This window comes from Streptomyces sp. NBC_01450 (genome assembly GCF_036227505.1).
GTDB lineage: Bacteria > Actinomycetota > Actinomycetes > Streptomycetales > Streptomycetaceae > Streptomyces.
Window position 1 is genome coordinate 1,219,110 of sequence record NZ_CP109481.1, and the last position, 16,149, is coordinate 1,235,258.

General features: G+C 67.7%; 12 protein-coding genes and 1 pseudogene. 2 read left to right on the forward strand and 11 right to left on the reverse strand.

Translation table 11 applies throughout. From position 1 onward, the window contains the following. Nucleotides 1–7: 7 nt before the first annotated feature. From OG568_RS54185 to OG568_RS54235, 11 genes and pseudogenes are all read right to left on the reverse strand, one after another. Nucleotides 8–2,074, reverse strand: a complete 2,067-nt coding sequence (locus OG568_RS54185; RefSeq protein ID WP_329537404.1) for a hydantoinase/oxoprolinase family protein — start codon at nucleotides 2,072–2,074, stop codon at nucleotides 8–10. A gap of 122 nt (nucleotides 2,075–2,196) precedes the next feature. Further along, the gene (locus OG568_RS54190) at nucleotides 2,197–3,129 is read right to left on the reverse strand and encodes an NADP-dependent oxidoreductase (protein WP_329537405.1); all 933 of its coding nucleotides are present in this window, start codon (nucleotides 3,127–3,129) and stop codon (nucleotides 2,197–2,199) included. Between the two features lie 29 nt (nucleotides 3,130–3,158). After that, nucleotides 3,159–5,039, reverse strand: coding sequence for a hydantoinase B/oxoprolinase family protein (locus OG568_RS54195; RefSeq protein ID WP_329537406.1), 1,881 nt, complete (start codon nucleotides 5,037–5,039; stop codon nucleotides 3,159–3,161). A gap of 82 nt (nucleotides 5,040–5,121) precedes the next feature. Next, on the reverse strand, nucleotides 5,122–5,559 hold the full coding sequence (locus OG568_RS54200) for a GMC oxidoreductase (RefSeq protein ID WP_329538284.1): 438 nt from the start codon (nucleotides 5,557–5,559) through the stop codon (nucleotides 5,122–5,124). Continuing rightward, nucleotides 5,450–6,544, reverse strand: coding sequence for a GMC family oxidoreductase N-terminal domain-containing protein (locus OG568_RS54205; protein WP_329537407.1), 1,095 nt, complete (start codon nucleotides 6,542–6,544; stop codon nucleotides 5,450–5,452). The genes OG568_RS54200 and OG568_RS54205 overlap by 110 nt, the downstream gene beginning before the upstream one ends. A 35-nt stretch (nucleotides 6,545–6,579) precedes the next feature. Beyond that, a pseudogene (locus OG568_RS54210) lies at nucleotides 6,580–6,840 on the reverse strand (NAD(P)-binding protein); the annotation flags it as partial. After that, nucleotides 6,803–7,216, reverse strand: a complete 414-nt coding sequence (locus OG568_RS54215) for an ester cyclase (protein ID WP_329537408.1) — start codon at nucleotides 7,214–7,216, stop codon at nucleotides 6,803–6,805. The pseudogene OG568_RS54210 and the gene OG568_RS54215, both read right to left, overlap by 38 nt. Before the next feature lie 280 nt (nucleotides 7,217–7,496). After that, a complete protein-coding gene (gene mmsB / locus OG568_RS54220; protein ID WP_329537409.1) occupies nucleotides 7,497–8,384 on the reverse strand; it encodes a 3-hydroxyisobutyrate dehydrogenase in 888 nt (295 codons plus the stop codon). Continuing rightward, nucleotides 8,384–9,436, reverse strand: a complete 1,053-nt coding sequence (locus tag OG568_RS54225) for an enoyl-CoA hydratase/isomerase family protein (protein ID WP_329537411.1) — start codon at nucleotides 9,434–9,436, stop codon at nucleotides 8,384–8,386. Before OG568_RS54225 ends, mmsB begins: the two co-directional genes overlap by 1 nt. Before the next feature lie 78 nt (nucleotides 9,437–9,514). Continuing rightward, complete coding sequence (locus OG568_RS54230) at nucleotides 9,515–11,014, reverse strand: CoA-acylating methylmalonate-semialdehyde dehydrogenase (RefSeq protein ID WP_329537412.1); 1,500 nt, start codon at nucleotides 11,012–11,014, stop codon at nucleotides 9,515–9,517. 40 nt (nucleotides 11,015–11,054) lie between these two features. After that, nucleotides 11,055–12,245, reverse strand: a complete 1,191-nt coding sequence (locus OG568_RS54235; RefSeq protein ID WP_329537413.1) for a thiolase family protein — start codon at nucleotides 12,243–12,245, stop codon at nucleotides 11,055–11,057. 814 nt (nucleotides 12,246–13,059) lie between these two features. Here OG568_RS54235 and OG568_RS54240 point away from each other — a divergent pair. After that, entirely contained in the window at nucleotides 13,060–13,770 is a 711-nt protein-coding gene (locus tag OG568_RS54240) for a TetR/AcrR family transcriptional regulator (RefSeq protein WP_329537415.1), read from the forward strand. 23 nt (nucleotides 13,771–13,793) lie between these two features. Next, nucleotides 13,794–16,121, forward strand: coding sequence for an ATP-binding protein (locus OG568_RS54245; RefSeq protein ID WP_329537416.1), 2,328 nt, complete (start codon nucleotides 13,794–13,796; stop codon nucleotides 16,119–16,121). Nucleotides 16,122–16,149: the final 28 nt, after the last annotated feature.

A 16,149-nucleotide genomic window follows, 5' to 3' on the forward strand; every position in this document is an offset into this window, starting at 1 on the left:
GCAGTTCCTACGCAGCTGCGATGTCGCGCAGATCGATCAACATGCTGCCGCCTTCGAGGACGAGGCCACGCGCGCCAGGAGGGATCACCGAGGTGGCGCCCTGCTCATAGATCACAACGGGGCCGGTAAACGTATCCCCGACCGTCAGTGAACCTCGCGCGATCACCTCTGAGGTGACCGGACCGCTGTCGAGGTCGAAGTAGGACATGATCTCGCTTCGCGGCCCCCCCGAGACCTCACTGTCGACGATCGTGGGGCGAGGGAGCACCCGTTCGACGGTGACTTCGAGTTCGACGGCCTCGATGTCGGACAGCTCGTCGATGTGGCCGTAGCGGCGGCGGTACTCGCTTTCGAACTCGGCGCGCAGCAGTTCAGCGACGTTCTGGGGCACGCTGCCGTCCGCCTTGCCCGGGAGCCGGACGAGGAGTGTCTGGCTCTGGCCGACGTAGCGCAGGGCGAGTGCCCACTCGACTCGGAGCTCGCCAGCCCTCAGGCTGCCGTCGGAACCGAAGAACAGCTCCTTCTCCAGTTCGTCCGCGATACGGCCCACGGCCTCGCGCAACGACGCCGATTCCAGGTCGGGCAGCCTGGTCGACAGGATTTCGCTGCGCTCCAGGCGCAGGTTCACGCCCAGCATGCCGATCGCCGAGAAATGCCCGGCATGGACCGGGATGAGGACCTGGCCGATACCGCATTCGAGCGCCACCTCGCATGCGTGCATGGGGCCCGCTCCGCCGATCGCGACCATGGTGAACTCTCGCGGGTCACGGCCGCGCTCCAAGGTCTGTCGCCGCACGGCCGCCGCCATGGAGAGATTGGCGAGCTTGATGATCCCCAGAGCGACCCGATGGGGATCCATGCCGGTCTGATCGGCGAGTCGACCGATCGCGGCCTCGGCGGCGCCCATGTCCAGTTGGAGGGACCCGACGAAGTTCTGCGGGTCGAGGCGACCGCAGTAGAGGTTGGCGTCGGTGACGGTGGGTTCGGTCCCGCCGCCGCCGTAACAGGCCGGTCCCGGTTGGGAGCCGGCCGACTTCGGACCGACCAGCATCGTGCCGGACTCGTCACACCACGCGATCGATCCACCTCCCGCACCGACCTCGGTCACGTCGACGCTACGGACCTGGAGGGCGAAGCCCCGCTCGTAGCCGTTGATCCAGTAGAGCTCCGTCGACGCATACCGTCCGCCTTCGATCAGGCACGACTTCGCCGTGGTGCCACCCATGTCGAAGGTCACCATGTTCTCAATGCCGAACTGTTCCGCCAACTCGCGGGCGCCGATCACACCCGCGACCGGCCCGGACTCCACGGTCTTCACCGGGAAGCGGCGGGCGGCGTCGAGGGCGAGGGCGCCACCGTTCGAGTCCAGGACCACGAACTCGCCGGCGAAACCGTCGCTTTGCAGGCCGTTGAGCAGCCGTGCGACATACCGGTCGGCGACCGGCGCGACGTAGGCGTTCGCCGCGGCGGTTGTGAACCGTTCGGCTTCGCGCCACTGCCTGCTGATGTCCGACGAGATCGTGACGGTGATGCCGGGCAGGCGTGTCCTCAACCGGTCGGCGACAAGCCGTTCGTTCGCCGGTTCCACATAGGAGTTGAGGAACGCGACCGCCACCGCTTCCACACCCGCTGCGAGAAGCCTGTCCGCGAGGCCGTCGATCTCGTCGTGACTGGGCTGTACGGCTATCGCACCGGAGGCATAGATCCGTTCGGCCACCTCGAAACGCAGTTCCGGCGGAACGATCACGGGATCCCGGCGGTAGGTGAGATTGAAGATCTCGGGCCGACTGGAGCGGCCACCCTCGATGACGTCGCCGAACCCTTCGGTGACGACCAGTCCGACCCGTGCGCCCTTGCGTTCCAGCAGCGCGTTGATGACCAACGTGGTGCCATGGGCGAGGATGGTCTCCGACCCGCTGAGGTCGGTGGCCGTATCGGCGAGCGCGGCAAGTACCCCGTCGCCTTCGGCACCATGGGTCGTCAGCCGCTTTCCGATGTGCAGGCGGCCGTCTGCGTCCACCGCGGCGACGTCGGTGAACGTACCGCCGATGTCGGCGCCCACGCGGGCGGCCACTGCCGCCTGCCTGTCGCTTTTGTTTCGTGTCCCCTCGGGCAGCACTCCAGCTCCTCTGTTGTTCGTCAGGCGGCCCGGCACCGGATTCGCCTGCCCTTTTCGTATGGCTCGACGATCTGTGCTCACGGCTTGACGGACAGCACCAGCTTGCCCCGGACATGGCGGTCCTGGATCAAGTGATGTGCGTCTGCCGCCAGTTCGAGCGGAATGGTCTTGCTGATCTCCACATGCAAGTCACCTGCGGAGGCGAGGCGCGCCAGCTCCTCCAGATCGTTCTGGTTCGGGCGCGCCGCGCTGAAGTGCCCGCCCCGTTGCTCCACGGTCGACGGGTTCAGGCACACGACATGGTCCGGTTTCCGCACGATCGCGAAGGACGAGTCCAGCGTCTCGTCGCCCACGAGGTCGAGGACGGCATCGACGCGCCCGTCCCCGCCGACCAGTTCGGCGACCCGGCTCTCGATGCCCGGTCCGTACTCGGTCGGAATGCCGCCGAGAGACCGGACGAATTCGTGATTGCCCGGCGAGCACGCGCCGACCACCGTCGAAGCACCGAAATGACGGGCGAGCTGGACCGCGAGATGGCCCACGCCGCCGGACGCCGAGTTGATGAAGACCGTGTCCCCTTCGCCGACGAGCGGGCGCAGGGACTGCCAGGCAGCGAGGCCGGCCGTCGGCAGGGCCGCGGCCTCGATGAGGTCCAGGCCCTCCGGTACGCGAGCGAGCAGTCGACCAGGAACGGCCACCAGCTCGGCATAGGTACCGTTCTTCACGTAGTCCTTGAGCGCGGTGCCCAGAACACGGTCACCCGGCTGATAGTCCTCCAGGGTGTACCCGGCGCTGACTATCTCGCCCGCGAAGTCGAACCCGGGAATGATCGGCGGGAAGTGATTGAAGAACGGGGTCAGGTAGCCCGCGCGTATCCCGGCTTCGAGGTGATTGACACCGACCGCGTGAACGCGGACCAGTGCTTCGTCGAGGTGCACGATCGGATCTGGCAACTCGCCGTAGGAGAGGACCTCGGGAGCTCCGAACTCGGTGTGGGAAATGCCTTTCATGACTGCACTCCGCTCATCTACCCGGCTCGCTACTCTTTTTCGGACGGGGCGTCGTTCACCGGCGCCTCGCCCCAGCCGCCCCCGCCGCCGCCGCGGAGATACAGCATGGTGCCGGCCGGTACCGGCGTCGGAGATGTCTTGCCGTAAGGCCGCCTGTCCTCGCTTCCCGGCAGCTGGACGTGAATGGCAGCCGGCTGTCCCGGCTCGCCGCCCGCCAGCCCCCAGGCAGGATTCACCGTGCGATCGATATATGTGCTCAGCTGCGATTCCTGGAGGACCTCGACGACTCGTTCCAGCCCCGCACCACCTCGGTGCAGTCCGGCGCCGCCGGCCTCGCGGAGAATCCGGTGACGATGAAACCGCACAGGATACTGAGCTTCGACCATCTCCATCGGGACATCGGGATTGTCCCCGTGCATGAGCGTGCGCAAAGGACCGAATCCGTCATCCTCGGCAGACGCTCCGAATCCGCCGTTCGCTCCGACGAGATACGTCCAGTATTCGCCGTTGTCGTATTGACCGGCCAGCGTGATGCCCCAGAACGCCCCGTGGTGTCCAGCCGGAATCCGATCGGGAAGCTTCTCCCCGATCGCCCGCAGGAACAGATCGATCATGGTGGGCAACGTGGTGTTGTACCAGCTCATCGGAGCAGTACCGACCGCGCTCAGCACGGTCCCCGGCGGGATGACGACTTCGAGCGGCTCGAACAGCCCCTCGTCCGCCGGGCGTTCGGGCGCCAACAGCGACTTGAAACCCACACGCATGGAACTGAGCGCACCGCCGGTCGCACCGGCGTTGACCGGGCGCGCGACCTGGGGCGGCAGGTCGGAGAGGTCCACGACCATGCGCTCGCCGGTCACCCTGATGACAACCTTGAGCTTCAAGGGCTCGGTACCGGGAGCACCCGAGTCATCCATGTCGATGCTGGCCGTGTACTCCCCGTCCGGTATCTCGGCCACTTTCGAACGGCTGAGCCGGGCGCTCGTCGCGAACTGCTGCTCGACCATGCGTTCCGTCGTCGCGGCGTCCCAACGGCTCGCCACCCGCTCCTGCCAACGCTGAGCACCGAGTTGAAGCGCTCCGATCTGAGCCATCAGGTCACCGGTCACGACGGCCGGCGACCACGAGTTCGCCTGGATGGTGGCCAGTGCTTCAGGAACGATCTGGCCGCGGCTCATGATCTTCGTTCCGCGGTACTGCACGCCCTCCTGGAGGACGCTCGTTGCCGCCCAACTCAGCGACGTGGGGTTCTGGCCACCCACATCGGACCAGTGCATCCGGACGGCGAGGTACCCGATGATCTCCCCTCCGGTGTACACGGGAGTGGCCGCGATCATGTTGTTGAGATGCTGCCCCTGCACCGGCGTGTAGTTGGTGAGGAAGACGTCGCCGGGCTCGATGCGGTCCTCGCCGATGACCTCCACCGCGTCCCCGACGGGCACACCGAGGTCCGCGAGGAAGATCGGCAGGTTGTGCCGGGACTGGCTCAGCAGCCGAAAGTCCTTGGTAACCAGACCGACGCAGTAGTCCTTGTACTCGTACACCAGCACGTTGTATGCGGTTCTCGTGATGCTGATCTCGAGCTCTTCGATGACCGATTCGACCGCGTAGCGGAAGAACTCCAGCTCGAGCACGTCGTAGTCGTGCGATCCGCCGTCGACCGTTCGCCCACCGGACTCGACGTGCCTCGTCGAACGCCCCATCTCGGCTCCTTCCGACCAGAAATTCAGTGTAAACACATGCGACCATTTTTCTACGTTAGTGTCAATGCCCGGGGCGGCAACGATGCGGCGCAGGGATCCGGCAGCGAGTGCGAAGAGATGCGCGGCGGGCGGAACACGGTTCAAGGCCTGCGCGCAGCCGAATGGCCTGGGCAGCGCCGGTGCCTCGCGCCGGCGCTGCGACGTCACGGCGCCAAAGGCGCCGGAGCCGGAATCGACCCGGGCTCGTACCTCATTCGCTCGTCGCGTGGATCTTTCGGTGGCTCAGGGGTTACGCGACCGGGCCGTCGAACAGCTCGGCGATGCGCTGTCCGGCCATCACGGCGCTGGCACTGGTGCCACGCGACGGCACGATCGGGAATATCGAGGTGTCAACCACGCGCAGGCCCTCGACACCGCGGACGCGCCCATCCTGACCGACCACGGCAAGAGCGTCGTCCGCCGGGCCCATCCGGCAGGTCGAGGTCGCATGGCCGGGACCGAATGGCGAGAGATGGGCCCTGATCCACCCGTCGAGCGCATCGTCGGACGTGACATCACCTCGGCCGAGGCCGATCACGCGCGCCCCGACCGCCCGCATCGGCCCCGACTCGAAGATCTCATGAAGAACCCGGACCACCTCGCGGTACTGGCGCATGTCGCCGTCCTCCGTCAGGAAGTTGCAGGCCAGGCCGGGCGCGTGGTGCGGATCCGCAGAAGCGAGCGTCAGCCGCCCGCGGCTGTTCTGCTGCATCAGCCGCATGAACAGGAACGGGTTCCACAGCGGGTCGTCCGGATCCGGTCCGCCGGCCGGGGGCTCCATCCCGGTCGAGGCGCCGGGTGTGGTGACGAACGGCAGGATCTCGACGCTGCCGTCGCTGTCGCCCCCCCAGGTTCTGTACCTTCCAGTGAAGGAGCGAGGTGACGATGCCCCGCCCGGGAATGCGCACCGTCGGCGCCTCGATGGCATAGGACACCACCAGATCCGGGTGGTCGAACATCTCGGCGCCCACACCGGGCGCGTCGACGAGTATTTCGATGCCGTGCCTGCGGAGCTGCTCCGCGAGTCCGATCCCTGAGAGCATCAGGAGCTGGGGCGAGCGCAGCACGCCGGCCGAGAGGACGATCTCGTCGCCGCGCAGCACCACGGGGGCGCCGTCGATCTCGGCCTCCACGCCGACAGCGCGTCGTCCGGCGAAGATCACGCGGCGGACGAACGTTCCCCCTCGGACCTCCAGGTTCGGGCGTCCGAGATTGGGCATCAGATGGGAGATCGCGGCGCTCATCCGGCGACCGTCAACGATGTTCAGCGGCAGCGGACCCACGCCCTCGGGCCCGTCGCCGTTCTTGTCGGGTTCCTCGGGGTACCCGAGGTCGAGGCAGGCCTGGGTGAAAGCGGACGTGAACTCCGGTGCACGGTCGGCACGCTCGCGCCGGATCGTCATCGGGCCGGCGGATCCGTGCAGAGGGCCCGAGAAGTCCAGGTCGGCTTCGCTGCACTTGTACGAGGCGAGCGTTTTACCGTAGGACCACTCGTCATTGCCCAGCGCGGCCCAGCGGTCAAAATCCTCCCTGGTAGCGCGAATGAAGTACGCGCCGTTGATGGAGCCCGATCCGCCGATGAACTTGCCACGCGGGACGGCGACCTCGGTGCCGGGCGTGGATTCGGCGAGCAGTGACCAGTTGGCCGGATGGCCCGCATAGGACGCTTCCAAGTTGCTCGGATCGAGGATCGCCTCGCCGAAGTCCTTGATCGTGCCGGCGCCGGGCCGGCCTCGAGCAGGAGCACCGAGCGATCGGATCGCTCGCTCAGACGGGCAGCGAGGACTGAGCCCGCCGACCCGCCACCCACGATGATCACGTCATACTTCTGCGGAGTTTTCGACACCTCTGTCCCCTCCGACGCTGTTGACGAGTACGGCCAAGGGCGCGCTCGACCGGCCGCCCTTCGCCCGAGCCTGCGGATGAATGGATCAGCTCTCGGTTCCTGCCAACTGCTGGAGGAAGCCACTCAGATCGATGTCGAGCCAATGCTCGGCGACCTTGCCGTCTCGAATCAGGTCGACCGCTGTCCCGGTCAGCACTGCCGTGCGCCCGCTCGACGGAATCCCGAGGAATTCCGATCGCTGAGCGCCTTTCACCATCCAGCGCGTCGCCACCTTGTCGCCCTCGGCGACCTGGTCGAGGACCGTCATCGAGAAGTCCGCGAACGCCTGCACCAGCAAGGCGTCCACCCCGAGCCATGCCTGGCGGTCGTAGCGGCCTCCCATCGCATGGTTCTTCGCATCTTCGGCGACGTACCGTTCGAAACTGGCGTCGATATCCTGCTCGTTGTAGCTGTCGTAGAAGTGTTTTGCCACGTCCCTTGGCGATTGCGGCTCGGCCATTGGAGACTCCTCGTGGAGACCGGTGGTGATGTGGGCCTGGGAAACGTGCACCAAGGGGTGACGTTCCGATTCGGAGAAAAGACGCCGGCGGGATCGACATCGCGCTCGGCCCGGGCGGGTGTGATGCGCCGTTGCGGCGGGGAGGACCCTGCGTCCACAGGGAGCGACGGCGTCGGCATCGACTGCCCTCCGACAGAGGATCCGGTCCACTCCCGGATCCTCGACGAGAGTAGCGAAAGTTTGACACTTATGCCAAACACCGGCGGAACCGAGCCGTTGATCACGACTTCCCGGAGGCGATGGCGGTGATGATCGCGGAGAAGTCCCGATGGGGGCCGTCGTGCTCGACGAACCGGGTGTAGAGGTCCGTCGCGGTGCGGCCGAGGACCGTGTCGACGCCTCCTTCAGAGGCGGCGGCCTGGGCGAGGCGGAGGTCCTTGAGCATCAGCCCACTGGCGAAGCCCCCGGCGTAGTCGCGGTTGGCCGGGCTGGCCGGCACGGGACCTGGGGCGGGGCAGTTGGTGGTCAGGGCCCAGCACTGCCCGGATGCGGTGGAGGCGACGTCGAACAGTGCCTGGTCGGTCAGGCCCAGCTCCCGGCCCAGGGCGAACGCCTCACTGACGGCGATCATCGAGATGCCGAGGATCATGTTGTTGCAGATCTTGGCCGCCTGCCCGGCTCCTGATCCGCCACAGTGGACGGTTCGCTGTCCCATGGCCGCAAGCAGTGGTTCCGCGGTAGAGAGGGAATCGTCACTGCCTCCGACCATGAACGTCAGAGTGCCTGCCTCAGCGCCTACGACGCCGCCGGACACGGGAGCGTCGATCGCAGGGTGGCCCGCGTCGATGGCCAGGTGGGCGGCTTCGCGAGCAGCGGCGACGTCGATGGTCGAGCAGTCGAGGAACAACGAACCGGCCGGTGCGGCCGGGACGATCTCGCGGTAGCAGTCGAGGACGTGCCGGCCGCTGGGCAGCATGGTGATGACGATCTCGGCGTCGCTGACGGCATCGGTCGCCGAGCGTGCCGTGGTCACCCCGCTTGCCTCGGCGCGGGCGAGTGCCTCGGGCATCAGGTCGTATCCGACCACGATGTGTCCGGCCTTGACGAGGTTGGCCGCCATGGGGCCGCCCATATTGCCCAGTCCGAGGAACGCTGTCGTCGTGCCCATCACTGCTGCCCTCCTGCCAGGCCAAGATCGCCGTTGTCCGGGATGGTGAAAAAGCGGTCGACGAGTTCGGGGCCGACCTCCGCGAGCGTGCTGGGTGACCAGCGGGGATTTCGGTCCTTGTCGATGATCTGCGCGCGGACACCCTCGACCAGGTCCGGGGCGCGCAGACAGCCACTGGCGACGCGGTACTCCTGGTCGAGTGCGGCCTCCAGCGTGGGGAGGCCGGCCGCCGATCGCAGGGCGCGCAGCGTGACCTTGAGGGCGGTCGGCGATTTCGCCTCGATCTCCTTTCCGGCCGCGGTCGACTCGGAGCCGTGCGCGTGCAACTGGTCGAGGATTTCCTCGACGGTGTCGGTGGCGTAGCAGGAGTCGATCCACCCTGACCGAGCGGCGAGTGTGCTCTCCGGGGGCGTCTCGGCGACCGAGGCCACGGCGTCGGCCGGTGTCATGGTCTCCAGCGCGTGCAGCAGGTCGGTCAGCCGGGTGCTCGGCACGTAGTGGTCGGCCAGTCCGCAGTGAACGGCGTCGGGGCCGGAGAGCTGCGCGGCCGTGAGCGCGGCGTGGACGCCGAGTTGACCGGGGGCGCGAGAGAGCAGATATGTGCCGCCGACGTCGGGGACGAACCCGATACCAACTTCGGGCATGCCGACACTGGAGCGTTCGGTCACGACCCGGAGCGAGCCGTGTGCGGACAGGCCGACGCCGCCCCCCATGACCAGCCCGTCCATCAGCGCCACGTATGGCTTCGGGTAGCGCGCGATGTGGGCGTTGAGCCGGTACTCGTCGGCCCAGAACGCCAGTGACGCGGTGCCGCCGGTGCGCGCGTCGTGGTAGATCGAGCGGATGTCACCACCGGCGCACAGGCCCCGCTCACCCGCGCCGTCGAGGACCACGGCTCGCACCCGCTCGTCGGCCTCCCAGGTGGTCAGCGCGGTCTGGATCGTGCGGACCATGGAGTGAGTGAGGGCATTGATCGCCCGGGGACGGTTGAGGGTGATGCGGCCCAGGCCGTGTTCGACGTGGAGCAGCACCTCTGCTTCCGCGGGGTTCACCGGGCGGCTCCGAGCGGGCCGCGGGAGACGATTACGCGCATGATGTCGTTGGCTCCTTCCAGGATCCGGTGGGTCCGCTCAGCTCATGGTGGGGATGACGAAGCTGGCGCCTTCTTTGATGCCGCTGGGCCAGCGAGAGGTGACGGTCTTGGTCTTGGTGTAGAAGCGGATCGAGTCCGGGCCGTGTTGGTTGAGGTCGCCGAACCCTGAGCGCTTCCAGCCGCCGAAGGTGTGGTACGCGATCGGCACCGGGATGGGGACGTTCACCCCGACCATGCCGGTGTTGACGCGTTGGGTGAAATCGCGGGCGGTGTCGCCGTCGCGGGTGAAGATCGCGACTCCATTGCCGTACTCGTGCTCGTTGGGCAGCCGCAGCGCCTGCTCGTAGTCCTCGGCGCGCACGATCGACAGCACCGGGCCGAAGATCTCCTCCCGGTAGATCCGCATCTGTGGCGTGACGTGGTCGAACAGGCAACCACCGAGGAAGAACCCGCCTTCGCATCCGGGCACGGTGACACCGCGGCCGTCGACGACGAGTTGGGCACCCTCGCTGAGGCCGGACTCGATGTATTCGCGGACCCGATGTGCCGCGTCGGCCGTGATCAACGGGCCGAAGTCCGCGCTGGCGTCGTGGGACGCTCCCACCTTCAGCGCGCGAACCCTCTCGGCGAGCTTGTCGACCAGTGCGTCGGCGGTGGCCTGCCCGACCGGGACGGCGACCGAAGTGGCCATGCACCGCTCGCCCGCCGAGCCGTAGGCGGCGCCGACGAGTGCGTCGGCGGCCTGGTCGAGGTCGGCGTCGGGCATCACGATCATGTGGTTCTTGGCGCCGCCGAAACACTGGGCCCGCTTGCCGTGCGCGGCGGCCGTGGCGTAGACGTACTCGGCGATCGCCGACGAACCGACGAACCCGAGCGCCTCCACGCGGGGATCCGTCAACAACACGTCCACCGCTTCTTTGTCGCCGTTGACCACGTTGAACACCCCCGGCGGAAGCCCGGCCTCACCGAAGATCTCCGCGAGCCGCAGGGGCACTGACGGGTCACGCTCCGAAGGCTTGAGGATGAAGGAGTTTCCGCAGGCGATCGCCGGAGCGGCCTTCCACAGCGGGATCATGGCGGGGAAGTTGAACGGGGTGATGCCCGCAACCACACCCAGCGGCTGTCGCATCGAATACACGTCGATCCCCGTGCCGGCACTGTCGGAGAACTCCCCCTTGAGCAGGTGCGGGATACCGATCGCGAACTCGACTACCTCCAACCCTCGCTGAATGTCGCCTTGGGCGTCGGCGATGGTCTTGCCGTGCTCCGAGGACAACAGCTTCGCCAAGTCGTCGTGCTCGGCGCGGATCAGCTCGAGGAACCGCATCAACACCCGCGCCCGCCGCTGCGGATTCCATCGCGCCCACTCGGCCTGCGCCTTTGCCGAGTCGGCTATGACTGCCTCGACCTCGGCCTTCGACGCCAGCGGCACATGGGCCTGTACCGCCCCGGAGTTCGGGTCGAAGACCTCGGCGAACCGGCCTGACTGGCCGGGCATGCTCTTGCCCGACACGAAATGGTGCAACTCACGCTTCATCGCTATTCACCTTCGGTTTCCCGGCGCGCGAACGCCTTGGTCAGAGTCGCTGGACGAGCGTCGCGGTCCCGAGCCCACCACCGCAGCACATGGTGACGAGCCCGATTTCGCGGTCGGTGTCCTCGAGTTCGTGGAGCAGGGTGGTGATGAGCCGGGCGCCGGTGGCGCCCAGCGGGTGGCCGAGGGCCATCGCGCCTCCGCGCGGATTCACGCGATCCAGGTCGGGCTTCAGCTCGCGCAGCCACGCCCCCACGACCGAGGCGAATGCCTCGTTGATCTCGATCGTGTCGACGTCATCGACGGTCAGTCCGTTGCGGTCCAGGATCTTGTGGGTGGCGGGGATCGGGCCGGTCAGCATGATCTGCGGATCGACGCCGACGACGGATTGGTCGACGATGCGCGCCCTGGGCCGGACGCCGAGTTCGTCGGCTTTGTCCGCACTCATGAGCAGGACCGCCGATGCCCCGTCGGCCACCTGGGACGAAGTCGCCGCGGTGGTGCGGCCGTCGGTGCGGAAGACCGGGCGCAGACCGGCGAGAGTCGCGATGTCGCTGTCCGGGCGGATGCACTGGTCGAGGTCGTAGACATGGGAGCCGACCCGGACGTCGACGATTTCCCGTCGGAACGCGCCGGACTCCGTGGCGAGGTGGGCGAGCCGGTGCGACCGTACCGCCAACTCGTCGAGTTCGGTCCGGGACAGGTCCCACTGATCGGCGATCATCTCCGCGGCGTTGCCCTGCCCGACCAGTGTCTGGTCCTGCACGAGTCCGTACCGTTCCTGCACCTCCGGGGTGATGGCTCGCCCGAACTCCTCCTGGACCCGGACCCCGGCGGAGAAGGGCAGATGGCCCATGTGCTCGACGCCGCCCGCCACGATGATGTCCTGCGCCCCGGAGGCGATCATGGCGGTCGCGAAGTTGACCGCCTGCTGCCCCGACCCGCACTGTCTGTCGACGGTCGTCGCGGGTACCTCGACGGGCAGGCCTTCCTGCAGCCATGCGTTGCGCGCGATGTTGCAACCCTGCTCACCGATCTGCTGCACGCAGCCGGCGATGACGTCGTCGACGTCGGCCGGTGCCACGCCGGAGCGTTCGAGTACCGCGGAGAAGCACCGGCCCAGCAGCGTCGCGGGGTGGACCTCCCGGAACCAGCCCTTCTCGGGATGACCGCGGCCGATCGCGGTACGCACGGCACCCACGACAACGACGTCTCGCCCTACTGGCTTCCTCATCGAGTTCTTTCCTCTCCACCGAGTGGACTCATGGGCGCCGGCCGGCACCGCAGCGTGCGGAATCAATCCCGTGGGTGTCGAAAAAGCACCGGGCCCCACCCCGCCGGTCGTCGCTACGGCGGTCTCGATCACGACGGTGGAGCGGTCGGCGGCGTGCGGGTGAGCGCGCGCGGTGACGATGCCGACCGAGATCTCGACCGCCGTGAAGACCGCCCCCTGTGCATCTCGACGATCGGCTACGGGGCTGCTCCACCAGCGGCTCGAACGGTGCAGTTCGCGCGATCGACAGGCAACGGTGAAGCCCTGGCGGTGACGGTCCGGCTCGGCAAGCGGAACCCGCCTGCGCCGCAACCGATCACCCCCACACGCCGAGTCGTCATGACACTCTCTATATACCCGAAAATCGTCACTACCGTCAAGAATTCATCGCTCACGACGAAGCCGATCGTCGGCGGCCCGGGCAATGCGCCGGACGGCCGGGTCCCAGGTCGTCGGCGGCACGCGGGAGGGAATGCTTGAACTCGACGGCGGTCGCCCGCCTGTCCCAGCTGCGCAGGTCGACGAGGGCTGCTCGTGGCCGAGTTCGGCGGATGCGGATATCTGCGCAGCGAGGTACGCCCCCTGGCTGTTCTCGCTTGGCGCGATGGCTTCGGCGCATCGACTAGCCGACCACTACTGCACCGGGGTTCTACGCAGGCGTTAGAATTTGACCATGTCAGATGAAGTTCAGAAGGCGAAGGGCACGAGGTCGCGGCGGGCCGCAGGCGCCGAGGGTGCGGAGAAGCCGTCGCCACGCGCGACCTCTCGGCGCGGCTTGGTCGAGGACCAGATCTTCACCGAGGCGGCGCGCCTCTTCGCGGAGCGCGGGTTCGCGGGCACGAACCTCCAGGACATCGCCGACGCGATGGGCATGACGCGCCCCGCCCTCTACTACTACGTCAAGAGCAAGGACGAGCTGTTGGCTCGGCTGGTGACGGAGACCACCGAGGCCCCCGCCGTCGAGATCAAGCGGCTCGCGAATGATCCGAACGCCGATGCGGCCGTGCGGTTGCGCGGCGTCGCCCAGGCGATGGCTCTGCGCCGCGCCACCGATCCCTACCGCTTCCAGCTGCTACTCAGGTCGGAGGCGGATCTGTCGCCCGATCTCGCCCGCTCCCACCGCGCCGCGCAACGTGCCGCGCTGCGCGAGCTGATCCTCCTCATCGAAGAGGGTATAGAAAAGGGCCAGTTTCGCCCGGTGGATCCCCGGACGACCGCCCTGGCGGTGATCGGTATGTGCAACTGGATCGCGTGGTGGCAGCATTCTCTCGGGGAGAAAAGCCCCGCCGAGGTCGCGGAGTTGATTGCTGATCTCGCCGTAACAATGGTCCGCCAGCCCGATGGCCACGTCCCCGGTGCCGCCGGCCCCCAGGGGGCCATCGCTCAGCTGCGCGCCGACCTGGACTACCTGGAGAGGGTGCTCGACCAGCAGAGTCAGTCTGCAAGCACCGAAAAGAAGCCGAAAACTCGCCACCACTCCCGCTGACATTCCGGGTGTAACGTCACGCTATGACTGCACGGTGCGTAGGACGCCTGCCAGCCGAGGTGACCAGCTTCGTCGGGCGGGAGCGGGCGCTGGGGCAGGTGCGGCGTCTGCTGTCGGCCGGGCGCCTGGTCACCCTGACCGGTCCTGGTGGGGTCGGCAAGACCCGGCTGGCCCGCCGTGTCGCCGCGGAGGTGCGCCGGGCCTTTCCCGACGGGGTCTGGCTGGTCGAGCTGGCCGAGCTGCGTGAAGGGGACCTCCTTGCCTACGAGGTCGCGGCCATGTTCGGACTCAAGGACGCCTCGGGCAACCCGGCCGCGAGTCTGGCCGAGTACCTCCGCGACAAGAACCTCCTCCTGCTCCTCGACAACTGCGAGCACTTGATCCACCCGGTCGTGGCCCTGGTGAATGAGTTGCTGACGAGTGCCCCGGCGCTGCGGGTACTGACCACGAGCCGGCAGGTGCTGGGCAGCGATGGTGAGCACCTCTTCGAGGTGCCCCCGCTGTCACTGCCCGAGACCGATCTTCTCGACCTCGTTCGCCCCAGCCAAGTGACCTCCGAAGCAGTCGACCTCTTCCTGGACCGCGCCGCGGCCGTCGTTCCCGAACTGCCGGAGGGCCCGGAGTTCCAGCGGTCCGTGAGGGAACTCTGCCTGCGTCTCGACGGGATTCCCCTGGCCATCGAACTCGCCGCGGCACGGATGCGGGCGTATCCGGTCGAGGAGATCCTGGCACGCGTAGAACACGCCCTGGACGTGCTGACCACCGGACCCAGGTCGGCACCGCCCCGCCATCGGGCCCTGAAGGCCACCATCGGCTGGAGCTTCGGCCTGTGTTCACCGGAAGAGCAGCTGATGTGGGCGCGGCTGTCGGTGTTCGCCGGGGGATTCGATCTCAACGCGGCCGAGGGCGTGTGCACCGACGTGCGGTTGCCGCGGGCCCAGGTGTTCGACCTGCTCGCCAGCCTGGTCGACAAGTCCATCCTGCAACGCGAAGGCGGATCGGCGAGGTTCTCCATGCTCGAGACGGTCCGTGAATACGGCCGGGAGCATCTGGTCGCCCTCGGTGAGGAGAAGGAGCTCCGCGTCCGCCACGCAGAGCACTTTGCCGCGCTGGCCGACCGCGGCCGCAGCGACTATTTCAGCGAGCGGGAGATCCGCTGGTTCCAGGAGGTCGGGCTCAACCACGCCAACATCCGGCTGGCGATGCAGTTCTGCCTGGCCGAGGGAGGAGAGCCGCGGATCGCCTTGCGCATCGCCGCCCGCCTGCGGATGTACTGGTCCAAGCCGAGCGTGATCATGGAGGGCTACCAGTGGTTGCGCAAGGCGCTGGACAGCAGCCCGGAGGCGTCCGAGGAACGGGCCGATGCGCTGTGGGCGTGCGCGTACATCGAGGTGCTGCTGACGGAGGTGGAGCGCGCGGCACGGACCATGGGCGAGTGCCGCGCGCTGGCGGGCAAGCTCGCCCTGCACCGGGTCGAGGCCGCGCTGACCCTCTGCCCGATCCTCGCGGACTTCGTGCTCGGTGACGTCGCTGCCGCTCTGAGGCACGCCAAGGAGGCCATCGCCTGCGGGCGCGAGGCCGACGATCCCACGGTCACCGGGGAAGCCCTGTTCTTCGCCGCGGCCATGGCCTTCGCCTCAGGTGACCCCGGCGCGGAACGCCTCGCCGACGAAGCGCTGAGATTCCTCGAAGCCGAGCATTCCCAGTTGTGGCGTGCCAACGCGTTGTGGATCAACGGTGTGGTGCGCTGCCGCGCCGCCGACCGGGATGCCGCGACCGCTTGCTTCCTCGACGCCATCGTCCTCTTCCGGCAACTCGGCCACGACGTGGGCCTGGCACTGGCCCTCGACGGGCTGGCCTGGGTTGCCGCGTGTTCGGGCGAGTTGAGCCGGGCGGCGCGCCTGCTGGGGGCGGCCGACCCCATCTGGAAGCCTGGACCGCGCCGAATGATGCCGTTCGAGTTCAGTGAGTTCGCCGTCAAGGGCAAGGTCGAGGCGATCGTGCGCGCCGGGATCAGCGAAGCGTCCTTCGAGGCGGCCGTTCAGGACGGGAGCGCCCGGCCTCTCGACGACGTTCTCGGTGAGATCGCCGGGATGCCCCTGCCCGCATCCGAGCCCAGGCGTGCCGCGCGGGAGGACCCGCTGACGGTCCTCTCCCCCCGCGAGCGCAAAGTCGCCGAACTGCTGGCGAAGGGAATGAGCAACCAGGACATCGCGACGGACCTGGTGCTCTCGCGCCGGACCGTCGAATCGCACGTCCAGCACATCCTCACCAAGCTCGGCTTTCACTCCCGGACACAGGTCGCGTCCTGGGTCAGCCGCATGGAATCGGCCGACCGACCCACGGCATGAGGTTCCGCCAGCCGAACAGGGTGTAGTG

Bases quoted from the DNA above. Each gene is read 5' to 3' on its own strand.
- OG568_RS54190 (WP_329537405.1), bottom strand. From the start codon at position 3,129: ATGAAAGGCATTTCCCACACCGAGTTCGGAGCTCCCGAGGTCCTCTCC.
- OG568_RS54215 (WP_329537408.1), bottom strand. From the start codon at position 7,216: ATGGCCGAGCCGCAATCGCCAAGGGACGTGGCAAAACACTTCTACGAC.
- mmsB (WP_329537409.1), bottom strand. From the start codon at position 8,384: ATGGGCACGACGACAGCGTTCCTCGGACTGGGCAATATGGGCGGCCCC.
- OG568_RS54230 (WP_329537412.1), bottom strand. From the start codon at position 11,014: ATGAAGCGTGAGTTGCACCATTTCGTGTCGGGCAAGAGCATGCCCGGC.
- OG568_RS54235 (WP_329537413.1), bottom strand. From the start codon at position 12,245: ATGAGGAAGCCAGTAGGGCGAGACGTCGTTGTCGTGGGTGCCGTGCGT.
- OG568_RS54245 (WP_329537416.1), top strand. From the start codon at position 13,794: ATGACTGCACGGTGCGTAGGACGCCTGCCAGCCGAGGTGACCAGCTTC.